The following is a 19,986-nucleotide window of genomic DNA, read 5'->3' on the forward strand; positions in this document are numbered from 1 at the left end:
TCGCGGACGAGAGGCCGCAGCCTTCCCGGTTCGGGTGTGTTGACTTTCAAATGCGAATCAGTAGCATTTGCATCGAACCAACGCCCGCCCCGCCTGGAGTGCGCCATGCCCGTCGTCGATGTGCCCCCGCTTCCCCCCAGCCCGGCCCGCCTGATGGCGGTCCCTCGTCCTGCCGCTGCCCTGCATGCCCCTGCCGTCGACAGCCGCCTGCTGCTCAACGGCGCTCGCGAGATCGAGATCGTCCACGGCGACAAGGTCTACCGCCTGCGCCATACGCGGAACGACAAACTCATCCTCGTGAAGTAACTGCTTCTCCGTAATCCCCCGCCGTCGCTCGACGGCCCGGTCGCCAGCCCCGGTTTCCACCGGACGCCCGCTCCACCGGTTCCTTTCCGAACCCTTGGAGTTGTCCATGCGTCCCCGCTGCCTTGCGGCGGCGGTCGGCCTCGCGCTGTCCGCCCCGCTGTATCCCTCGACGGTTGCTGCCTCGCCGTCCCCCGCGCCCGAGCCGGCGACACTCGATGCCGTCATCGTCGTCGCCACTCGCGAAGCAAGCGTGATGGCCGACGTCCCCGCCACGGTCGGCGTCGTGCCGCGGCAGGAGATCGAACGCACGCAGGCGCAAGACCTGCGCGAACTGTTCCGCTACGAACCCTCCGTCACTGTCGTCGGCGGCTACGGCCGCTTCGGCCTGGGTGATGTGCGCATCCGTGGCCTCGGTGGCAACCGTGTGCAGCTGCAGGTGGACGGGGTGAACGTCGCCGATGCGTTCAGCATCGGCAGCTTCGCCAACGCCGACCGCGATGCCGTCGACATCTCGATTCTGAAGCAGGCGGAAGTGCTGCGCGGCCCGGCCAGCGCGCTGTACGGCTCCGACGCCTTGGGCGGCACCGTGCGCTTCGTCACCCTCGATCCCGACGATCTGCTCGAAGGCGATGACGGATTTTCCGGGCGCGTGCGAGCCGGTGCGGCGAGCGTCGATGACAGCTCGCGCGTGGGCGTGACGCTCGCTGCACGCGGTGGCGACTGGTCGTGGCTGGTCCATGCGCAGGCCCGCGACGGCGATGAAGCCGAGAACTTCGGTACGAATGAAGCGCTCGATGCCACCCGCACCGCCGCGAACCCCAGCGACCAGCAGCAGCGTGCGCTGCTCGGCAAGTTGCTCTACGACCTTAGCGGCGGCGATCGGCTGCGCCTGACGCTCGATGCCGGGGAAACCGAAGCTGCGACGAGCGTGATCTCCGCCCGCGCCGATACGGTGGTCTTCGGCCAGCGCGTGCGCGTGCAGTCGCTCGACGCCGACGACCGAAAGACCCGTGCCCGGGTGTCGCTGGACGGCCTGCATGGCCTCGACATCGCGGCGGCCGACACGCTCCGCTGGCAGTGGCATCGGCAGGACAGTACGACGGAGCAGCGCACCTACGAGCATCGGGCGACGATCGTCGGCACGGCGGTGGTGAATCCAACGCGTCGCGAGCGGCTGTTCGACTTCTTCCAGCGCGAGGACGGCCTCGAACTCAGCGCGGAGAAATCCCTGGGCGACGTGGGCCTGCTGTATGGCCTGCAGCTCACCGAGACCATCCTGCGGCAGAAGCGCGATGGCCGCAGCATCAACCTGACCACCGGCGCGGTGAGCGGCACGATCTTCCCCGACGTCTTCCCCGTGCGCGATTTCCCCGTCAGCCGCACCCGCGAATGGGGATTCTTCGCGCAGGCCGACATTCCCGTGCTCGACGGTGACCTGCGCTTCGTGCCGGCCCTGCGCTACGACGACTACCGGCTCGATCCCTCGCTCGACGCGATCTTCGCCGCTGACAACCCGGGCTTCGTGCCGGTCGGCCTCGATGCGCAGCGCTGGAGCCCGAAGCTCGGCCTGGTCTGGTCGTTCACCGATGCGGTGTCGCTCTATGCGAATGCTGCGGCCGGTTTCCGCGCGCCGCCCTACGACGACGCGAATCTCGGTTTCACCAATGTGGCCTCCGGCTACGCCGCCCTGCCCAACCCGGACCTCAAGCCGGAGACCAGCCGTGGCCTCGACGTGGGTCTGCGCGGCGACCACGGCGCCTTGCAATGGACGATCGCGCTGCACGCTACGCGCTATCGCGACTTCATCGACTCCCGTCGCAATGTCGGCATCGACCCGACCACCGGACTGCTGCTGTTCCAGTCGGTGAACCGCTCGCGCGTTGATACCTGGGGTGCCGAAGCCAGCGCGCGCCTCGCTTTCGACGACATCGGCTGGCGAGGCGGATACCTGCGCTTCGCCGCCAGCCGCACGCGCGGCGTCGACCGCACCGCCGATGCGTGGCTGGCCTCGATCGATCCGCTGCGTGCCGTGGTCGGCGTGGGTTGGCGTGGCGAGGTCGCCGGCCTTGAACTGGTTGCCAGTGCCGCAGCACGGCAGCACGACGTGAGTGGCACCGGCGCCTTCATCGCCCCGGGCCACGCGCTGCTCGACCTGATCGCCGATTGGGATCTCTCGTCGGCCTGGCGCGTGGAAGCGGCCGTCTTCAACCTCGCCGACCGCCGCGTCTGGGACGCCACGGACACCGCCGGCGTGCCGGCCAGTTCGACCCTGCTCGACCGCTACACCCGGCCCGGCCGCAACGCGCGCCTCACCGTCACCGCGTCGTTCTGACGTCCGTTTCGAAGCCCTTTGCCCACCCCTCAGGAGATCGCCATGCGCATCCCGTCGTCCCCGCTCGCCCCATTGCTTCTCACCACCCTCGGCCTCGCCACCGCCGCGGCAGCCGCGCCGCCCCCGGAAGATCGCGCTGCCATCCTCGCCATGCAGGGCGAGTACGCCGTCACCTTCCGTTTCGAGGAAACCGTGCCTCTCGCTGCCGGCTACGAGGCGCGCGAGTCGAAGGACAGCGGTGCCCGCGAAGTGGTGATCCTCGTCGAGGACTCGCCGTCGAAGATCGTGCTGCAGCACCTGCTCGTCGCCCCGAACGGCCACGTCACCAAGCACTGGCGACAGGACTGGGCCTTCGAGGCGCCGTCGCGCTTCGAGTTCGTCGCCGACCAGACCTGGCGTGTCCGGGCGCTGTCGACGGAGGAAACGACCGGGAAGTGGACGCAGTGCGTGTTCGAAGTCTCCGACGCTCCGCGCTACTGCGGCACCGGCGTGTGGAACCACAAGTACGGCAACGCGACGTGGACCTCGGATCGCAGCTGGCGCCCGCTGCCGCGCCGCGAGCACACCGTGCGCGACGACTACAACGCGCTCAACGTCGAGAACCGCCACACGATCACGCCCTTCGGCTGGACGCATGAGCAGGACAACACGAAGACCGTGCGCGAGGGCGAGCGCACCGTGCGGACGCTGACCCGCGAGTTCGGCTTCAACGACTACCGCCGCACGACGGAAACCGACTTCGGTCCGGCCTACCGCTACTGGCAGGCGACGGCGCCGTTCTGGGCCGAGGTGCGCGCGCGCTGGCAGGCGGCCCTCGACACCGGTGGCCTCGTCATCGACACGAAGGTCGACGGCATGCCGGTGATCGTCGGCCTGTTCAACCTCGCGGCGCAGGCCGAAAACGGCGACGCGGTCGAGGCCTCCGCCATCGACCGCGTCTTCGAGCGCCACATCGAAGCGCTGCCGCCGTCCAACGAAGCGACGGCGGCGCGCTGATCGCGAGGCTCAGGCCATCGTCAGGCCGGCACCGGCGGGAGGTGCCGGCGGTGCCGGCGGCGGCGGGGGCGCGCCGTTCGGCGGGGCCGGAGGCGCCGGAGGTGCCGGCGGGGCGGGCGGTGGCGGCGGCAGGAAGTCGATGGGACGGCCTTCCGGCACGGTGATCTCGACGTCCTGCGCCGCGCGGTTGCGCAGGATGCGCAGCTTCAGTTTCTCGCCCGATTCCTTGGCGCCCAAGGCGCGCATCACGTCGCGCGGCGACTCGACCGTCCGGCCTTCGACGGCGGTGATGACGTCGCCGGACTTGAGGCCCGGCAGGGCAGCGCTGGCCGAGATGAGCAGCGCGCCCTTGTCGGTGCCGAAGTAGCGGCCGAGGTCCCCGTCGATGCTGCTCAAGTTCAGGCCGCGGAAGCGGAAGGCGCGCGACATGGCTTCGCGGTCGCAATCCCCTTCGCCGTTGACGCAGGTGAGCACGCGGATCTCGCCGGGGGCGCCGCGTCGGCCGTGCCTGCCTTCACCCTCGCCGACGCGCTCGCGGAGGATGTGCACTTCGCGTTGTTCATCGCCTCGGCCGTCGTTCCATTGGATGGTCCCGCGCCCGGGCAGTTCATCCGCCACGACCGCTGCGGCGGCCGACCGGCCCTCACGCAGGTAGCCGACATTCACCGCCTGGCCTTTCTGGATGCCGCGCAGGGCCGCTAGGAGGTCATCGGGACCCGTCACGGTCTTGCCATGCGCGCTGCGGATGACGTCGCCGGCCTTCAACCCGGCCTTGTCGGCCGGGCCGCCGGGTGTCACCGCGGCAATGCGCGTGCCGCCGTCGACGGCTTCGCCGAGCACGACACCGAGGCCGATGCGCGGCTCGCCCACGCGGTGCATGACGATGCGCGGTGCCGGCCCGCCGACATCGCGGGCGAGTTCGGCCATGCGCTTGCCGAGCTCGGACATCTCTTGTTGAAGGCGAGCCATCTCCGCGCGTTTCGCGGCGAGTTCGGCCGGGGCCGCAGGGGCGTTCGATTGCGCGACGCTCGCACCCGCCAACGCGAGTGCGAGGGCGGCCGCAAGGGTTCGTTGCAGCTTCGGGGCGTTCATTCGTTTCTCCTCAGGGAGCCTGTTCGAGGTCAGTGCAAAGCGACCAGGGTGGTTTCAAAGGACTGGCCCGCGGAAGCCAGCAGTCGTCGCGACGATTGCAGTTCGGCATAGCGCGACAGGATGTCGACGCGCTGCTGCCAGAGTTCTTGGGCGTCGCGCGAGCCGCGCGGCGCGGTGGCAAGGGCGGCGTCGATGCCGCCGAGTTCATCCTCGAAGGCGAGCCCGAGCACCAGCGCGTCGGCCGGCTGCAGCGGGTCGTCGTTGACGGCCGCGATCAGCCGTTCGAGGCGCGCGGATTCGCGCATCAGGGCGGGCAGGTCGACGGGGGTGAGCGGGCCCTCGCTCGCGGTTCCGTCCGCGACGGATTCCGCCGCGGCGCCTACGGCCGGCGCGTCGCCGGGCACCGGCAGCAGCAGGACGAGCGCGAGTGCCGCTGCGGTGGCGAAGGCGTAGGGCCAGCGGGTCACGACCGGACGGCGCGGCTGATCGAGGTGCGCAGCCGCGGCGATGCCAGGCCACGCGCTGCGCGGCGGCGCCTCGAGGGGCAGGGCGCGCAGGGCCTCGGCGATCGGCAGGGCGCGCTCCGGGGGCGGGGTGTGGCCCACGTCAGGCATGGGAGGCCTCCGTCAGTTGCAGCAGGGTGCGCAGCTTTCGCGTGCCGCGCGCCAGTTGGGACTTGGAGAAGCTCACGCTCTGCCCGAGCAGCGCGGCGATCTCCTCATGGGTGTAGCCCTCGGCGTGGTAAAGCCAAAGCACGCTGCGGGTCTTGTCCGGCAGCCGGCCGAGCGCCTGCGTCAGCGCTGCGGCGTCCGCTGCCTGCGGCGGTAGCAGGCCCTCGTGTTCGATCAGGTCCGGCTCGAAGGCTTCGGCCTCCGCCGGCTCGTCGCGGCCACGGCTGCGAAGACGCATCAGGCATTCGTTCACGGCTACCTGCCGCAACCAGCCCCAGAACGGCGATTCGCCGCGGAAGCCGGGCAGCTTGTCGAACACCTTGAGGAAAGTGTCCTGCAGCACGTCCATTGCCGCGTCCGGGCACCCGAGCATGCGCATTGCCAAGCCGTAAACGGGGCGCTCGAACCAGCGGTACAGCTGCTCGCAGGCCGCGCCGTCGCGCTTCCGCGCCCGGTCGAGCAGGGCGTCGGGCACGTCGATGGCGAAGGCGGAACTGCGGGTCATGGCTCCTAGGATGCGCCAAGGCCGGAAAGCGTCGCAGCGTCCTCGCGGGGCGGCGTGCCTATACTCGCGCCGTCCCCCTGCTGGTCGAAGGAGCGTCCCATGCTTGGTTTCCTCAGCGCCGTCATCGTCATCGTCGGCATCCTCTTCCTGTTCAAGATGGTCCGCGTCGTCCCGCAGGGCTTCGAGTGGACGGTAGAGCGCTTCGGCAAGTACACCCACACGATGGAGCCGGGCCTGCACTTCCTGTTCCCCGTGGTGCAGGGCGTGGGCCGCAAGATCAACATGATGGAGCAGGTGCTGGACATCCCCAGTCAGGACGTCATCACCAAGGACAACGCGGTGGTGAAGGTGGACGGCGTGGTGTTCTTCCAGGTGCTCGACGCCGCCAAGGCGGCCTACGAGGTGTCCGATCTCGAGTCCGCCACCATCGCGCTGGTGATGACCAACATCCGCACGGCCATCGGTTCGATGGACCTCGATGAATCGCTCTCCAAGCGCGACGAGATCAACGCCAAGCTGCTCGGCGTCATCGACAGCGCCACCCATGCTTGGGGCATCAAGGTCAACCGCATCGAGCTGAAGGACATCCAGCCGCCGCAGAACCTGATCGACTCGATGGCCCGCCAGATGAAGGCGGAGCGCGAGAAGCGCGCCAACATCCTCGAGGCCGAGGGCCTGCGCGCCGCAGAGATCCTCCGCGCCGAGGGCGAGAAGCAGGGCGCAGTGCTCGCGGCGGAAGGCAAGAAGGAGTCCGCCTTCCTCGAGGCCCAGGCCCGCGAGCGTCTCGCCGAGGCCGAAGCCAACGCCACCCGCATGGTCTCCGAGGCCATTGCCAAGGGCGACGTGCAGGCGATCAACTATTTCGTCGCGCAGAAGTACGTCGAGGCCTTCCGCGAGCTGGCGAATTCGCCGAACAGCAAGTTCGTGATGATGCCGATGGAGACCACCGGCATCATTTCCTCGCTCGCCGGCATCGCCGAACTGGCCAAGGAAGGGCTGGGCAACCAGCAGGCCACGCAGGCCGCCAAGGCGGCCGCCCGCGCCACGCCGCCCGCGATCCCGCGCTGAACCCCATGGACCTCGATTTCCGCCCCATCGTCATCTTCTGGGCCTGCCTCGCGCTCGGCCTGATCGCGCTGGAAACCCTGGTGCCCGGCGCGGCGCTCATCTGGCTCGGCCTCGCGGCCGGCGCGATGCTGGTCCTCGTGGTCTTCGTACCCGACCTGCCGATGTTCTGGCAGGCGGTGCTCTTCGTCGGGTCGTCGTTCGCGATCGTGGCCTTCTACTGGACGCGCATCCGCAAGACCGGCATCGCCAGCACGCAGCCACTGCTCAACCGTCGCGGCGAGCAGCTGGTGGGGCAGGTGTATCCGCTGGAATCGGCCATCGAGAACGGCCGTGGCCGGGTCAAGATCGGCGACGCGTTCTGGATGGTCGTTGGCCCGGACCTGCCACAAGGCGAGCGCGTGCGCATCGTCGCCGCCGAGTCGATGCAGTTGCGCGTCGAACGCGCCTGAGCGTCGAAGGTGGCCGATGCGCGATCACGCGGCCTTGCCTATTTCGGGATGAGAACGGTTATCATTTGACCGTCTTCTCAGCCCTTGGAGTTTCCATGCGCCTCCCCGCTGTTCCCCGCCTGCTGCCGATCGCCGCGGCCCTCGCCGCGCTGACGCTCGCCGCCTGCTCCGCGCCGGCCGAGCCCGAAGCGGCGGCACGCGACGACGTCAATGCCGCCGCCGCGGCGCCGGCCGCCACGCCGGAAGGCCCGCTGGTCATCTACTCCGAGCGCAAGCCGCCGCTGCTCGATCCGGTGCTGCAGGCCTACACCGCCGAAACTGGCGTGCAGATCGAAACCCGCATCGATGGCGCCGACGCGCTGATCGAACGCCTCGCCGCCGAAGGCGCGAGCACGCCGGCCGACCTGCTGATCACGGTCGACGCAGGCAATCTCTGGCAGGCCGCCGAGCGCAACCTGCTCGCGCCGGTGGTGTCGCCGGCGCTCGAGACGAACGTGCCGGCCAATCTGCGCGACGCGCAGGGCCGCTGGTTTGGTCTGTCGGAGCGTGCGCGCACCATCATGTACGCGAAGGATCGCGTCGATCCCGCCACGCTGAGCACCTACGAGGCGCTGGCCGAGCCGCAGTGGAAGGGCAAGCTCTGCCTGCGCTCGTCGGCCAAGGTCTACAACCAGTCGCTGGTCGCCACCATGATCGAGCGCCTCGGCGCCGACGCCACGCGCGAGGTGCTGAAGGGCTGGGTGGCGAACCTCGCCGCGCCGCCGTTCGCCGACGACACGCTGCTGCTGCAGGCGATCGCCGCCGGGCAGTGCGAGGTCGGCATCACCAACACGTATTACCTCGGCCGCCTGCTGAAGGAAGACGCTGCGTTCGCCGTGGCGCCGTTCTGGCCGAACCAGGCCGACGCCGGCGTGCACGTCAACATCTCCGGTGCGGGCGTGGTCGCGGCCAGCGATCGCCCGGAACAGGCGCAGGCCCTGCTCGAGTGGCTGGCCAGCGATGCGGTGCAAGCCAAGTTTGCCGGCCTGAACTTCGAGTACCCGGTGAAGCCCGGCATGGCGTTGGATCCCATCGTCTCGGGCTGGGGTGAGTTCAAAGCCGATCCGGTCGACATCGCCGTCGCCGGTCGTCGCCAGGCCGAAGCGGTGATGTTGATGAACGAGGCCGGATGGCGCTGACGCCGAGCCCGCTGTCCTTGTGGTCCACGCGCGGCGCCGTTCTCGGCGCCGCGCTGCTGTTGTGTGCGCCGTTGGCGTTCCTCGCGATCTCGCCTGGCGAGGTCGCTCCCGGCCTCTGGCCGCACGTCGCCTCGGTGATGCTGCCGCGCGCGCTGGGCCAGACCTTGGCCTTGCTCGTCGGCGTCGGCACGCTCGCGCTGGTGCTCGGCATCGGCTTCGCGTGGGCGGTGACGCGCCATGAGTTTCCCGGGCGGCGTTGGCTGGAATGGGCCTTGGCCTTGCCGCTCGCGTTTCCCGCCTACGTGCTGGCCTATGTGTATGTCGCCGGCCTGAGTTTCGACGCGGCCCCGGCCCGTGCGTGGCGTGCCCTCGGTTTGCCGGCCGACGCCTTCCCCGAAGTGCGCAGTCTGCTGGGCGCCTGCGTGGTGCTTGGCCTCGCGCTCTTTCCTTATGTGTACCTGATGATGCGCGCCACCCTGCAGCGGCACGGCAGCGCGGCGTTCGACGCGGCGCGATTGCTGGGTGCCTCGCCGCGTCAGGCTTTTCTCCGCGTCGTCCTGCCGGCCACGCGCGCGGCCTGGCTGGGCGCGCTCGGCCTGGTGCTGCTGGAGACCCTGGCCGATTTCGGCGCGGTGAAGCTGCTCGGCCGCGACACGCTCACCACGCTGGTGATCCAGAGCTGGACCGGGCTGAACTCGCTGGCGCTCGCAGCGCAACTGGCGCTGGCGATGCTCGGCGGCGTGCTTCTCGTCCTGCTGCTGGCGCATCGCGGCCGCCGCGCCCTGCCGCCGCCGGGGCCGGAGTTGCGCGCGCCGCAGCGCGTCCCGCTGCCGCGCATGGCCGGGCTCGGCGTGGCGTTCGCCGCCTCGCTGGTCGTGGCGCTGGGCGTCGTGTGGCCGATGGCGCAATTGCTGGCCTGGTTGCCGCCGACGCCGTGGGCGGCGATGCCCTGGCCCGCCGTGCGCGGCACCGTCGTGATCGCGGCGCTCACGGCGCTCTTCGCCGTGGCGCTGGGCGTGCTGGTGGCCGCGGCGCGACGCCGCTTCCCGGAGGATCGCTGGCTCGGTGCTGGTGCCTTCCTCGCCGGCCTCGGCTACGCGGTACCCGGCGCGGTGATGGCGGTGGCGGTGTTCTGGTGCCTGCTGGCGATCGAGCGCGCGCTCGGCCTGTCCGGATGGTCGACTGGCCTGGCCGCACTCATCCTCGCGCTGGTGATGCGCTTCCAACGCGTCGGCCTGTCCGGTGCTTCTGCGGCGCTTGCGGTGCTGCGTCCGCACCTGATGGATTCCGCCGCGCTGCTCGGCCAGGGGCGTTTCGCCCGTTGGTGGCAGGTGGGCCTTCCAGTGTTGCGCCCCGGCCTGTTTGCCGCCGCGCTGCTGGTCTTCGTCGAGGCCATGAAGGAACTCCCGGCCACGCTGATGCTGCGTCCTTTCGGTTGGGACACCTTGGCGGTCGAGGTGTATTCGGCCACGTCGGAAGGGCTGTGGGACCGGGCTGCGCTGCCCGCGCTGCTGCTGGTGGTGGTGGGCCTCGTGCCGGTGGTCGCGCTGCTCCGCCAGCGGCACTGACGCCGCGGCACCGCGGCGGGCGCATCTGCGATACTTGGTTCCATCCGAAACCACCGCAGAGCGCGCGATGACGAAGTCCACGGTTCTCAATGCCACCCATCGCGCCCGCGGCGCCCGCATGGTCGATTTCGGCGGCTGGGACATGCCGCTGAACTACGGCTCGCAGATCGAGGAGCACCACCTCGTCCGCCGTGATGCCGGCATGTTCGACGTTTCGCACATGACGGTCGTCGACCTCCGCGGCGAGCAGGTGCGTCCGTTCCTTCGCCAGCTCGTCGCCAACTCCGTCGACAAGCTCAAGGTGCCGGGCAAGGCCTTGTACGCCTGCATGCTGAACCCGCAGGGCGGCGTCATCGACGACCTGATCGTCTACTTCATGGGCGAGTCCTGGTTCCGCGTGGTGGTCAACGCCGCCACCCGCGACAAGGACCTGCCGTGGATCGAAGCGCAGGCAAAGCCCTTCGGCGTCGCCGTGCAGGAGCGCCCGGAGCTCTCGATGATCGCCGTGCAGGGCCCGAACGCCCGCGCCAAGTTCGCCTCGCTGCTGTCGGCCGAAGCCTCGGCCAGCGTGCTGGCGCTGGGCCGCTTCGCCGCCGCCGAAGTGACGGGCCCGAAGGGTCCGCTCTTCGTCGCGCGCACCGGCTACACCGGCGAGGACGGCTTCGAAGTGATCGTCCCGGAAGCCGACGCGGTTGCACTGTGGGAAGCGCTCGAGGGCGCAGGCGTTGGCCCTGCCGGCCTCGGCGCCCGCGACACGCTGCGCCTCGAAGCCGGCATGGCGCTGTACGGCCAGGACATGGACGACAGCGTCAGCCCGCTCGAAGCCGGCCTAGCCTGGACGGTGGCCTTCGACGAGGGACGTGACTTCACCGGGCGCTCCGTGCTGGAAGCGCAGAAGGCCGCCGGCGTGCCGCGCCAGACGATCGGCCTCGTCATGGACGAGAAGGGCGTGCTGCGCCACGGCCAGCCCGTGCACACCACCAGCGGCGTCGGCGAAATTCTCTCCGGCACCTTCTCGCCCACCCTCGGCCGCTCGATCGCCCTGGCCCGCGTGCCGGGCGGCGAGCTTGGTGCGGTCGAGGTCGACATCCGCGGCAAGCGCATCCCGGTGCGCGTCGTGAAATATCCTTTCGTCCGCGACGGCCAGCCGCAGCCCGGCGCGCTGGCCTGATCCACACCGAATACCCCGGCCCCGTCCGCCCCGCATTCCACCGAACCTGGAGATCCCGATGAGCAACGTTCCCGCCGACCTGAAGTTCATGAAGTCCCACGAGTGGGTCCGCGCCGAGGGCGACGGCCGCTACACCGTCGGCATCAGCGACCACGCGCAGGCCGCGCTGGGCGACCTCGTCTACGTCGAGCTGCCGTCGGAAGGCGACGAGCTCACCCAGGGCGCCGGCTGCGCCGTCGTCGAGTCGGTCAAGGCGGCTTCCGACGTCTACGCGCCGCTCTCCGGCAAGGTCGTCGCCGTCAACGCTGCGCTCGCCGACGCTCCCGAGACGATCAACGGCGACGCCTACGGCGCCGGCTGGATGTTCGTCGTCGAGGCCAGCGATGCCTCGCAGCTCGGATCGTTGCTCTCGGCCGCCGACTACGCCGCGACGCTCGAAGACTGAGGAAATCGCCATCGCGGCGGCGCCGGTCGGCGCCTCGCGACGCTCGCGAAGGCCGCGCCGAAGGGTGCGGCCTTCGTCGTTCCGGGCCTCCGGAAGCGCGCATCGACGCTCCGGAATCGCGTCGCGGAGGAAAAAAGTTCGCGCAGTTTTGATTTGTGCGCTGCACCAAACGCCGATTTCGGCACTTTTGGTGTCGCTTCGTCGGCATGTCGGTTGCGTTCGGAACGAAGCGCTTCGCCGATGTCCGGAACGCTCCCGAGGCGAGTGCGCGTTTTCGATATCGCGGTTTATTCCCGCGTTTTATGCATTCTTCGCGAATGCGCCTCCGCGTCGCGAGGCATCGACGTCGGGCGAGTCGAGCTCATCGCACGCGCTCGGCGTCGGAGCGGCGGAAAAAAAATTCGCAAAGTTGTTGACACAAAAAAAATGCGTGGCTAGTTTCCGCCGCAACGCAAGTCACATCACGACGAGTGATCCGAACGCACCTCCATCCGCATTGCGAACACGACGATCTCGCCCGAACGGCTCCGGCCCGGGGCGTGCGGTCCGACTCCCTCTCACGCAATGCCGAGGTCCCCTTTCCCGGAACTGTCCCGCAAGGCCGCGATGTCCGCGCCGGTGGGGTGCTTCCGCGCGCCGCGATCCAGCGGCCAACCGCATCCACGCCGACGATCCCGTCGGCGCGGGGTTGCCGCGACGCCCAGCGTCGTGGCTCTGCCTTTGCTACTGGGCAAGTGACACAAGGCACTACGCCAAACCACTGACGAGGAGTGAACCATGGCTGTCAAGAAAGCTGCGAAGAAAGCCGCGAAGAAAGCGGTGAAGAAGGTTGCCAAGAAGGCCGCCGCCAAGAAGACCGTGAAGAAGGCCGCCAAGAAGGCCACCAAGAAGGCTGCCAAGAAGGTTGCCAAGAAGGTCGCCAAGAAGACTGCCAAGAAGGCCGCCCCGAAGAAGGCTGCCAAGAAGGCCGCCAAGAAGGCCGTGAAGAAGGCTGCCCCGAAGAAGGCCGTCAAGAAGGCTGCGAAGAAGAAGGCTGCCCCGAAGAAGGCCGCCAAGAAGGCTGCCCCGAAGAAGGCTGCTAAGAAGAAGGCTGCTCCCAAGAAGAAGTCGGCCCCGAAGGCCGCTCCGGCTCCGGCCGCGCCCGTCGCGGCGATGTAAGCCAAAGCCGTACCCGATTGCTGTAATCACCCCCGGTCCGTTGCCCAGGCGGCCGGGGGACTTTGCAAAGGCCATAACGCCCCGAGAGGGGCGTTAGCTTTTTCCGGGGAAGTGAGGCGTTAGCGACCGTTGACGAGGTCGACCCACTTGCCGTCGGGCTTGCCGAGCACGGTGTCGAGGAAGGTCGGCATGAGGCCCGAGGGCAGGGCCGATTCGCTGTTCCAGAGCACGACGATGCCGACGTCGCGACGCGGCAGCAGGCCGATCATCCCGCGATACCCCTGCACGGCGCCCGCGTGGTAGACGAGCGGCTCGCCGTCGTAATCGAACACGCGCCAGCCGGTGCCGTAGTGGGCGTTGCGAAGGCGCGTGCGGCGCCAAGGCGAGCCCGAGAGCTGGTCGGGCGTCCGCACCAGCGGGGCGTGCAGGTCGTCGAGCATCGCCGTGGAGAGCACCTCGGGATGGTGACCGAGCTGCGCCTTCGCCCAGATGGCCATGTCGTGGATCGAGGCATTGATGCCGGCCGCCGGGGGCACGCGGTAGTAGTTCTCGCGCGGGCGCACCGGCGTCCAGCCGCGGCCCGCGCGCACGTGCGGGCGGGCCCAGCGAGCGCTGCCCTCGAGCCCGTCACGGCCGAACGTGGTGTCTTCCATCCCGAGCGGGGCGAACAGCCGCAGCTCGACCTGGCGGGTGTAGAAGTCGCCCGTCACCGCGAACACGACGTCGCCGATCAGGCTGAAAGCGACGTTCTGGTAGCCGAAGCACTCGCCCGGCGCGCACAGCAGTGGCGCCTGGTTGAGTCGTGCGGCCAGAAGCGGATAGGGCGTGTCACCTTCGAGGTCGCGGTCGTACGTGTGGTACTTCAGCCCCATGCGATGGGCGAGGGCATCGCGCACGGTGAGCCGCGTCGAGCCCGCTGCATCCGCGAGCTGGAAGGTCGGCAACTGTTGGTCGAGCGGCATATCCCAGCGCAGGGCGCCGTCCTCCACGAGCAGCCCGGCCAGGGTGCCGGCGAAGCCTTTCGACAACGAAGCGATGCGGAAGACCGTGCGGTCGTCGATGCGCTCGCCGTTGGCGCCGCCGGTGCGGCCGTAGCCCCTCGCCAGGCGCGTGCGATCGCCATGGACCACGGCCACCGCCACGCCAGGAACGCCGCGGCCGATGATCGCCTGCGCCAGCGCATCGATGTCGGCCGTGGCCTTAGCGACCGTCGCCTCGTCCACGGGGATCGTCGAGGGTGCGGGCGTCGAGAGGCTGGCCGCAGCCTGCGGAGCGGGCGGCGTCGCGAGGGTGGGCAGGGTGGCGGTCGCGATCAGGAGCGACAGGAGAAGCTTGCGGGGACGCATGGGCGACGTATGCTGGAACTGCGTCGATTCTAGCGCTTCGACGCGCCCCCCTCGTTCAAGGAGTGTTCGCGGATGCTGCTTTTCCTCCTCATCGTCGTCGGTGCCGTCGCTGCGTTCGTGGTTTGGGTGGTGGGGGCCTACAACGGCCTCGTCGGAGCGCGGAACGCCTTCCGCAACGCCTTCGCCCAGATCGACGTCCAGCTCACCCGCCGCCACGACCTCATTCCGAACCTGGTCGAAACCGCCAAGGCCTACATGGCGCATGAGAAGGGCACGCTCGAAGCAGTGATCCAGGCCCGCAACGCCGCGGTGTCCGGCCTCGGCGCCGCCAAGGCCGCGCCCGGCGATGCCGCCGCGATCGCCCAGCTCGGCGGCGCGGAAGGGCAGCTCTCCGGCGCGCTCTCGCGCCTTCTGGTCACCGTCGAGGCCTATCCGGAGCTCAAGGCGAGCGCCAACATGCAGCAGCTCACCGAGGAGCTCACCTCCACGGAGAACCGCATCGCCTTCGCGCGGCAGGCCTACAACGACGCCGTGATGGGCTACAACAACCGGCGCGAGATGTTCCCCGGCAGCCTGGTGGCCGCCCGCTTCGACTTCAAGCCGGCGTCGCTGCTGGAGATCCCGGAAGCGGAGAGCCACAAGCGCAACGCGCCCCGCGTCCAGTTCTGAGCCCCACGATGAACCTCTTCGAGCGCCAGGAGGCGGTGCGCCGCCGTTCGCACAGGCTGTTCCTGCTGTTCGCGCTTGCGGTGCTGGGCATCGTCGCCGCGGTGAACCTCGTGGTGTGGCTGTCCCTTGCCTACGTCGGCGCGGCTTCGGTCGCGACGATCGGCCAGGTCATGGCGATGACCACCATCGGCACGCTGCTGCTGATCGGCGGCGCGAGCTTCTACCGCACGATGACCCTGCGAAAAGGCGGCGGCGCGGTGGCCATGGCGCTGGGTGGCACGCCGGTGCCCGTGGACACGCACGATCCCGGCCTGCGCCGCCTGCTCAACGTCGTCGAAGAGATGGCGATCGCTTCGGGCAGCGCACTGCCGCAGGTGTTCGTGCTGGAGGACGAACCCCGCATCAATGCGTTCGCGGCTGGCTTCGGCGGGCCGGACGCCGCCATCGCGGTCACCCGCGGTGCGCTCGACCGCTTGAACCGGCAGGAATTGCAGGGCGTCGTCGCCCACGAGATCGGGCACATCCTCAACGCCGACATCCGCCTGAACCTGCGCCTCGTCGGGCTGCTGTTCGGCATCACCATGCTCGGCGTGGTCGGGCGCTTCCTCGTCAGCACCCGCAACCGCGATGGGAAGCGCGAGGCGGGCGGGTTGATCCCCTTGGGCCTGGCGCTGATGGCGCTGGGTGCGATCGGCTTGTGGTTCGCCCGCTTGATCAAGGCCGGCATCAGCCGCCAGCGCGAGTACCTCGCCGACGCCTCGGCCCTGCAGTACACGCGGGATCCGGAGGGCCTCGTGGGTGCCTTCCTGAAGATCGCCGGCGTGCCCGGCCAGGGCCGCATGCTGGCGCCCGAAGCCGAAGAGATCAGCCACATGCTGTTCGAGGATGGCCTCGGTTTCTCGGGCTGGATGGCCACCCATCCGCCGCTGCTGGATCGCATCCGTGCGATCCGTCCCGGCTTCAAACCGGAGAAGTTCAACGAGGCGCTGTCGCGTCAACAATTGCCGCCGCCTTCGGGGCTGGACGAAGACCACGCCAAAGCGATGGTGGAGCCGCCGCCTCTGCCGCCTGAGGCCACTTTGATCCGCGTTTCCCCCGGCGCCGTGGCCGAAGGGCTCGGCGGCTGGCGCCCCGACGACGTGCAGCGCGCACAGGCGGTGATCGCCGCCATCCCCGGTGTGCTCGACCGGGCCGCGCGCGATCGCGAGGAGGCGATGCCGCTGCTGTTCGGCCTGCTGTTCTCCGCCGAGCCCACGGTGCAGAAGAAGCAGCGCTTCGAGCTGAAGGCCCGCATGGGCGAACGGATGACGGGACAGTCGGCCGACTACGCCGAACGCGTCCACGGCCTGCACGCGGCCCTGCGACTGCCCTTGGCGATGCTGGCCTTGGCGACCTTGAAGCGGCGCTCGAAGGCGGATGTCGCCGCCGTGGCGGATGTCTGCACGGCGCTCTCGCATGCCGATGGCCGCATCACCCTGTTGGAGTACGGCCTGGCGCAGCTGCTGCATGCCGAACTGCAGGCCTCGGCCGATCCGGCGACGGCGTGGCGCCAGCCGCGGGTCAAGCTGGCCGATGTCGAGGCCGACGTGGTGCAACTGCTGGCCGTGCTCGCCCATGCCGGCCATGCCCAGCCGGCGGAAGCGCAGCGCGCCTTCATGGCCGGTATGCCCCATGTGCTGCCGCAGTCCAGCGCGCGCTACGCGCCGCCGGCGAATGGCGTGGCGGTGCTCGACGACGCCTGGCCGCGGCTCGACGCGCTCCTGCCGAAGGCGAAGCTGATGTTGGTGGAAGCCCTCGTCGCAACAGCGGCGCACGACGGCCGCATGACGATCCCCGAGGCTGAGCTGCTGCGCATCGTCTGCGCCATCCTGCACGCGCCCCTGCCGGCCGCGCTGGAGCCGGTGCGGGCCGCCTGAGGCGGAAAGGCCCGCTCCAGGTGATCGGGCTCAGCCGAGCATCAGGTCCGCGGCGCGCTCGGCGATCATGATGGTCGGGGCGTTGGTGTTGCCGCCGATCAGTTTCGGCATCACCGAGGCGTCCACCACGCGGAGGCCCTGGACGCCGCGCACGCGCAGCTGAGGGTCGACCACCGCGTTCGGATCGCCGTCGCGGCCGATCGCGCAGGTGCCGATCGGGTGGTAGATCGATTCCGCCTTGCGGCGGATGAAGGCGTCGATGGCGGCCTCGTCCTGCGCTTTCGCGCCCGGGAGCAGTTCGTCGCCGCGGTAGGGAGCGAAGGCCGGCTGGGCGAGGATCTCGCGCGACAACCGAACGCACTCGCGCATCACTTTGAGGTCGAAGCCTTCCGCATCGCTGAGGTAGTTCGCCTCGATGCGCGGCTTGCTGGCGGCGTCGGTGCCGGCGAGGTACAGGCGCCCGCGGCTCTTCGGTCGCAGGAAGCAGGCGTGCACGGTGAAGCCGTAGCCGGGCAACTTGTTGCGGCCGTGGTCGTCGAGTTGCGCGGGCACGAAGTGGAACTGAAGGTCGGGGCGCTCGTCTTCTGCCAGGCTTGAACGCAGGAAGCCGCCGGCCTCGGCGATGTTGCTGGTGCCCGGGCCTTGCTTCCGAAGGTAGTAGTCCCACGCGATCTTCGCTTCGTTGAGCAGCGAGTCGGAATCGTCGTAGGTGACGGCCTGCGTCGAGCGCTGCAGCGTGCAGATATCCAGATGATCCTGCAGGTTGCCGCCGACGCCGGGCAGGTCGACGCGGACCTCCACGCCCTGCTGGTGCAGGTGCGCCGCCGGGCCGATGCCGGAGAGCATCAGCAGCTGCGGGCTGTTGATGGCGCCGCCGCAGAGGATCACTTCGCGCGCCGCCCCTTCCGCGAAGGCCGCGCCGCCGACGGTGTAAAGCACGCCGCTGGCGCGTCCACCCTCGAACAGCACCTTGCGCGCCATCGCGCCGGTGATGACCTTGAGGTTCGGGCGCTGGCCACGGATCGGGTCGAGGTAGGCGGTGGCCGACGAGCAGCGCGAGCCGCCGCGCGTGGTGGTCTGGTAGAAGCCGAAGCCTTCCTGCACGCCGCCGTTGAAATCGGGGTTCGCCGGGAAGCCCGCCTGCGTTGCGGCTTCCACGAACACCGCCGACAGCGGATTGCGGTAACGGTGGTCGCTGACGCCGAGCGGGCCATCGCCGCCGTGCAGCGCATCCGCGCCGCGCTCGTTGCCTTCCGATTTGCGGAAGTAGGGCAGCACGTTGCTCCAATCCCAGCCGGTGGCGCCGAGTTCGGCCCACTCGTCGTAGTCGCGACGCTCGCCGCGGATGTAGCACATCGCGTTGATCGAGCTGCTGCCGCCGAGCACTTTGCCGCGCGGCCACCACAGCATGCGGCCGTCGAGCTTCGGCTCCGGCGCGGTGCTGTAATCCCAGTTCACGCCTTTCTTGCCAACCAGCTTTGCGAGGCCGGCGGGCATGTGCACGAAGGGATGCCAGTCGCGCGGACCGGCCTCCAGGAGCAGGACCTTGACGGCGGGATCGGCGCTGAGCCGGTTGGCGAGGACGCAGCCGGCGGAGCCGGCACCCACGATGATGTAGTCGAACACGTACCGACTGCCGCTGAAGCGATGGGCGATGCTGGTCCGCACGTCTAGAGTGAATGCTCTAGCTCGGCGGCTGGCGGCGACTCCGCTAAAGTAAGGGGCATCCATTGCCACGGAGTGACGATGCAGGCCCAAGGCCCCCAGCGACTCCGCTGGTCCGATCTGAAGCAGGCGCTGGCCGACGTGCCGGCCCTGGCGCTGTCGTTCGGCTACTTTTTCTGCCTGCTGTGCGGCTACTTCATGCTGCGCTCGATCCGCGACGCCTTCGGCGCCACGGACGACGCCTCGGCCGTGTTCCCCCCGGCGATGATCGCCTTCTTCGCGGAGCGTGGCATCGCCCTGGGAACGTTGACACTGCAGGTTCTGTTCACCGGCACCTTCGTTTCGATGCTGGTGCTTCAGCCGTTCTACGGCGCGCTGGTGAGCCGCTACCCGCGCCGGGTGTTCCTGCCCTTCGTCTATGGCCTGCTGGTGACCGCGCTCGGCGTGTTCTACCTGGCCTTCGCCAATGACGTGCCGGGCCGAGGCGCGGCCTTCTTCATCTTCCTCGCGGTCGTGAACCTGTTCGCCGTCACGGTGTTCTGGAGCTTCATGTCCGACATCTACAGCTCGGCGCAGTCGCGGCTGTTCTACGGCTTCATCGGCGTGGGCGGCACGCTCGGGGCCCTGGCCGGCCCGGCGCTGACCAAGCTGATCGTCAAGGACGTCGGCGTCGAGACGATCATGCTCATCAGCACCGGCTTCATGGGCCTGTGCCTCGCCTTCGTCATCGCGCTGGCGCCCTGGGCCCGTCGGCGCGAGGAGGAGCGGGGCGGCCCGCGCTTCGACGAGGCCATGGGCGGGCGCTTCCTTGAGGGCCTGCGCATCGTCGCGCGCGACCCCCTAATGCGCGGCATGGCGCTGGTGATGTTCTTCGGCGTCGCGGTGGGCACGCTGCTCTACAACGAGCAGGCGGCGGTGGCCCGCCAGATCGCCGACGACGAAGCCCGGACGGCCTTCTTCGCGACCATCGACCTCTGGATCAATGGCCTGACGCTGGCCATCCAGCTGTTCATAACGCCGTTCCTGCTCGCCCGCTTCGGCGTGGCGCCCTTGCTGCTGATCCCCGGCTTGGCCATCACGCTCGGCTTCGCCGTGCTGGCGGGAAACCCGCTGCCGATGCTGTTGATGGCGGTGCAGATCGCCACGCGGACCGGCGAGTTCGCGCTGGCGAAGCCGGCCCGCGAAACCATCTACACCCGCGTGGACGCCGAGACCCGCTACAAGGCCAAGGCGTTCATCGACACCGCGATCTACCGCGGCGGCGACTTCACTTTCGTCTGGGTGCACAAGGCCATCGCGTCCTTCGGTTCGTCGATGGTCTTCCTGCTCGGCACCGGTATGGCGCTTGCGCTGTTCCTGTCGGCCTGGGGCGTCGTGCGCGCGCAGCGGTCGCTATCGCCCGGTCGGTGACGCGGCGTTGGCCCTAGCCCTGCGAACGATGCTGGGCGCGG

The 19,986-nt window shown here is 69.4% G+C and carries 18 protein-coding genes; 13 read left to right on the top strand and 5 right to left on the bottom strand.

The annotated features are described in order from the left end of the window. Positions 1-153 precede the first annotated feature (153 nt). The 3 genes from hemP (at position 154) to ACIQ6S_RS03725 (ending at position 3,634) form a co-directional block, all read left to right on the top strand. A complete protein-coding gene (hemP, locus tag ACIQ6S_RS03715; RefSeq protein ID WP_397607294.1) occupies positions 154-306 on the top strand; it encodes a hemin uptake protein HemP in 153 nt (50 codons plus the stop codon). Between the two features lie 106 nt (positions 307-412). Continuing rightward, positions 413-2,638, top strand: a complete 2,226-nt coding sequence (locus tag ACIQ6S_RS03720; protein WP_397607192.1) for a TonB-dependent hemoglobin/transferrin/lactoferrin family receptor — start codon at positions 413-415, stop codon at positions 2,636-2,638. A gap of 42 nt (positions 2,639-2,680) precedes the next feature. Then, positions 2,681-3,634, top strand: coding sequence for a DUF6607 family protein (locus tag ACIQ6S_RS03725; RefSeq protein WP_397607193.1), 954 nt, complete (start codon positions 2,681-2,683; stop codon positions 3,632-3,634). Positions 3,635-3,643: 9 nt separating this feature from the next. Here the strand turns inward: ACIQ6S_RS03725 and ACIQ6S_RS03730 are convergent, their stop codons facing one another. The 3 genes from ACIQ6S_RS03730 to ACIQ6S_RS03740 are packed head-to-tail and all read right to left on the bottom strand — an operon-like array spanning position 3,644 to position 5,902. Beyond that, positions 3,644-4,726 (bottom strand): PDZ domain-containing protein, encoded by a 1,083-nt coding sequence (locus ACIQ6S_RS03730; protein WP_397607194.1) that lies wholly within the window; start codon positions 4,724-4,726, stop codon positions 3,644-3,646. A gap of 29 nt (positions 4,727-4,755) precedes the next feature. Further along, on the bottom strand, positions 4,756-5,340 hold the full coding sequence (locus ACIQ6S_RS03735; RefSeq protein WP_397607195.1) for a hypothetical protein: 585 nt from the start codon (positions 5,338-5,340) through the stop codon (positions 4,756-4,758). Next, positions 5,333-5,902 carry an RNA polymerase sigma factor gene (locus tag ACIQ6S_RS03740; protein ID WP_297864985.1) on the bottom strand — a complete coding sequence of 190 codons (570 nt, stop codon included), beginning with the start codon at positions 5,900-5,902 and terminating at the stop codon, positions 5,333-5,335. Before ACIQ6S_RS03740 ends, ACIQ6S_RS03735 begins: the two co-directional genes overlap by 8 nt. A 99-nt stretch (positions 5,903-6,001) precedes the next feature. On the opposite strand from ACIQ6S_RS03740, the gene ACIQ6S_RS03745 reads away from it, so the two are divergent. The 7 genes from ACIQ6S_RS03745 (at position 6,002) to ACIQ6S_RS03775 (ending at position 12,939) form a co-directional block, all read left to right on the top strand. Beyond that, positions 6,002-6,970, top strand: a complete 969-nt coding sequence (locus ACIQ6S_RS03745) for an SPFH domain-containing protein (protein ID WP_397607196.1) — start codon at positions 6,002-6,004, stop codon at positions 6,968-6,970. 5 nt (positions 6,971-6,975) lie between these two features. Further along, positions 6,976-7,419 (top strand): NfeD family protein, encoded by a 444-nt coding sequence (locus ACIQ6S_RS03750; RefSeq protein WP_297864984.1) that lies wholly within the window; start codon positions 6,976-6,978, stop codon positions 7,417-7,419. Between the two features lie 95 nt (positions 7,420-7,514). Beyond that, entirely contained in the window at positions 7,515-8,597 is a 1,083-nt protein-coding gene (locus ACIQ6S_RS03755; RefSeq protein ID WP_397607197.1) for an extracellular solute-binding protein, read from the top strand. Beyond that, the gene (locus ACIQ6S_RS03760; RefSeq protein ID WP_397607198.1) at positions 8,588-10,165 is read left to right on the top strand and encodes an ABC transporter permease; all 1,578 of its coding nucleotides are present in this window, start codon (positions 8,588-8,590) and stop codon (positions 10,163-10,165) included. Before ACIQ6S_RS03755 ends, ACIQ6S_RS03760 begins: the two co-directional genes overlap by 10 nt. Positions 10,166-10,232: 67 nt before the next feature. After that, positions 10,233-11,336, top strand: a complete 1,104-nt coding sequence (gcvT, locus tag ACIQ6S_RS03765; protein ID WP_397607199.1) for a glycine cleavage system aminomethyltransferase GcvT — start codon at positions 10,233-10,235, stop codon at positions 11,334-11,336. A 58-nt stretch (positions 11,337-11,394) separates the two neighbouring features. Then, a complete protein-coding gene (gcvH, locus tag ACIQ6S_RS03770; protein ID WP_397607200.1) occupies positions 11,395-11,781 on the top strand; it encodes a glycine cleavage system protein GcvH in 387 nt (128 codons plus the stop codon). A 777-nt stretch (positions 11,782-12,558) separates the two neighbouring features. Next, positions 12,559-12,939 (top strand): hypothetical protein, encoded by a 381-nt coding sequence (locus ACIQ6S_RS03775; RefSeq protein ID WP_397572285.1) that lies wholly within the window; start codon positions 12,559-12,561, stop codon positions 12,937-12,939. A gap of 119 nt (positions 12,940-13,058) precedes the next feature. On the opposite strand, the gene ACIQ6S_RS03780 is transcribed toward ACIQ6S_RS03775, so the two are convergent. Continuing rightward, positions 13,059-14,285, bottom strand: a complete 1,227-nt coding sequence (locus ACIQ6S_RS03780; protein WP_397607201.1) for a serine hydrolase domain-containing protein — start codon at positions 14,283-14,285, stop codon at positions 13,059-13,061. Between the two features lie 72 nt (positions 14,286-14,357). Here ACIQ6S_RS03780 and ACIQ6S_RS03785 point away from each other — a divergent pair, with 72 nt between their 5' ends. Next, the gene (locus tag ACIQ6S_RS03785; RefSeq protein WP_397607202.1) at positions 14,358-14,954 is read left to right on the top strand and encodes a LemA family protein; all 597 of its coding nucleotides are present in this window, start codon (positions 14,358-14,360) and stop codon (positions 14,952-14,954) included. Between the two features lie 8 nt (positions 14,955-14,962). Continuing rightward, positions 14,963-16,870 (top strand): M48 family metallopeptidase, encoded by a 1,908-nt coding sequence (locus tag ACIQ6S_RS03790; protein ID WP_397607203.1) that lies wholly within the window; start codon positions 14,963-14,965, stop codon positions 16,868-16,870. Between the two features lie 30 nt (positions 16,871-16,900). Here the strand turns inward: ACIQ6S_RS03790 and ACIQ6S_RS03795 are convergent, their stop codons facing one another. Then, positions 16,901-18,496: a GMC family oxidoreductase gene (locus ACIQ6S_RS03795; RefSeq protein WP_397607295.1), complete on the bottom strand. Its 1,596-nt coding sequence runs from the start codon at positions 18,494-18,496 to the stop codon at positions 16,901-16,903. A 120-nt stretch (positions 18,497-18,616) separates the two neighbouring features. Here ACIQ6S_RS03795 and ACIQ6S_RS03800 point away from each other — a divergent pair, with 120 nt between their 5' ends. Continuing rightward, positions 18,617-19,945, top strand: coding sequence for an NTP/NDP exchange transporter (locus ACIQ6S_RS03800; protein ID WP_397607204.1), 1,329 nt, complete (start codon positions 18,617-18,619; stop codon positions 19,943-19,945). Positions 19,946-19,986 lie beyond the last annotated feature (41 nt).

Origin of the sequence: Silanimonas sp., from assembly GCF_044377035.1 — a bacterium.
In the GTDB taxonomy this organism is placed as follows: Bacteria; Pseudomonadota; Gammaproteobacteria; order Xanthomonadales; family Xanthomonadaceae; genus Silanimonas.

What these genes read in the sequence shown, in the direction of transcription:
- ACIQ6S_RS03730 (WP_397607194.1), bottom strand. Translation starts at nt 4,726, where the DNA reads ATGAACGCCCCGAAGCTGCAACGAACCCTTGCGGCCGCCCTCGCACTC.
- ACIQ6S_RS03785 (WP_397607202.1), top strand. Translation starts at nt 14,358, where the DNA reads ATGCTGCTTTTCCTCCTCATCGTCGTCGGTGCCGTCGCTGCGTTCGTG.
- ACIQ6S_RS03775 (WP_397572285.1), top strand. Translation starts at nt 12,559, where the DNA reads ATGGCTGTCAAGAAAGCTGCGAAGAAAGCCGCGAAGAAAGCGGTGAAG.
- ACIQ6S_RS03725 (WP_397607193.1), top strand. Translation starts at nt 2,681, where the DNA reads ATGCGCATCCCGTCGTCCCCGCTCGCCCCATTGCTTCTCACCACCCTC.
- ACIQ6S_RS03790 (WP_397607203.1), top strand. Translation starts at nt 14,963, where the DNA reads ATGAACCTCTTCGAGCGCCAGGAGGCGGTGCGCCGCCGTTCGCACAGG.
- ACIQ6S_RS03800 (WP_397607204.1), top strand. Translation starts at nt 18,617, where the DNA reads ATGCAGGCCCAAGGCCCCCAGCGACTCCGCTGGTCCGATCTGAAGCAG.
- hemP (WP_397607294.1), top strand. Translation starts at nt 154, where the DNA reads ATGGCGGTCCCTCGTCCTGCCGCTGCCCTGCATGCCCCTGCCGTCGAC.
- ACIQ6S_RS03750 (WP_297864984.1), top strand. Translation starts at nt 6,976, where the DNA reads ATGGACCTCGATTTCCGCCCCATCGTCATCTTCTGGGCCTGCCTCGCG.
- gcvT (WP_397607199.1), top strand. Translation starts at nt 10,233, where the DNA reads ATGACGAAGTCCACGGTTCTCAATGCCACCCATCGCGCCCGCGGCGCC.
- ACIQ6S_RS03735 (WP_397607195.1), bottom strand. Translation starts at nt 5,340, where the DNA reads ATGCCTGACGTGGGCCACACCCCGCCCCCGGAGCGCGCCCTGCCGATC.
- ACIQ6S_RS03720 (WP_397607192.1), top strand. Translation starts at nt 413, where the DNA reads ATGCGTCCCCGCTGCCTTGCGGCGGCGGTCGGCCTCGCGCTGTCCGCC.
- ACIQ6S_RS03755 (WP_397607197.1), top strand. Translation starts at nt 7,515, where the DNA reads ATGCGCCTCCCCGCTGTTCCCCGCCTGCTGCCGATCGCCGCGGCCCTC.
- ACIQ6S_RS03740 (WP_297864985.1), bottom strand. Translation starts at nt 5,902, where the DNA reads ATGACCCGCAGTTCCGCCTTCGCCATCGACGTGCCCGACGCCCTGCTC.
- ACIQ6S_RS03745 (WP_397607196.1), top strand. Translation starts at nt 6,002, where the DNA reads ATGCTTGGTTTCCTCAGCGCCGTCATCGTCATCGTCGGCATCCTCTTC.
- ACIQ6S_RS03760 (WP_397607198.1), top strand. Translation starts at nt 8,588, where the DNA reads ATGGCGCTGACGCCGAGCCCGCTGTCCTTGTGGTCCACGCGCGGCGCC.
- ACIQ6S_RS03780 (WP_397607201.1), bottom strand. Translation starts at nt 14,285, where the DNA reads ATGCGTCCCCGCAAGCTTCTCCTGTCGCTCCTGATCGCGACCGCCACC.
- gcvH (WP_397607200.1), top strand. Translation starts at nt 11,395, where the DNA reads ATGAGCAACGTTCCCGCCGACCTGAAGTTCATGAAGTCCCACGAGTGG.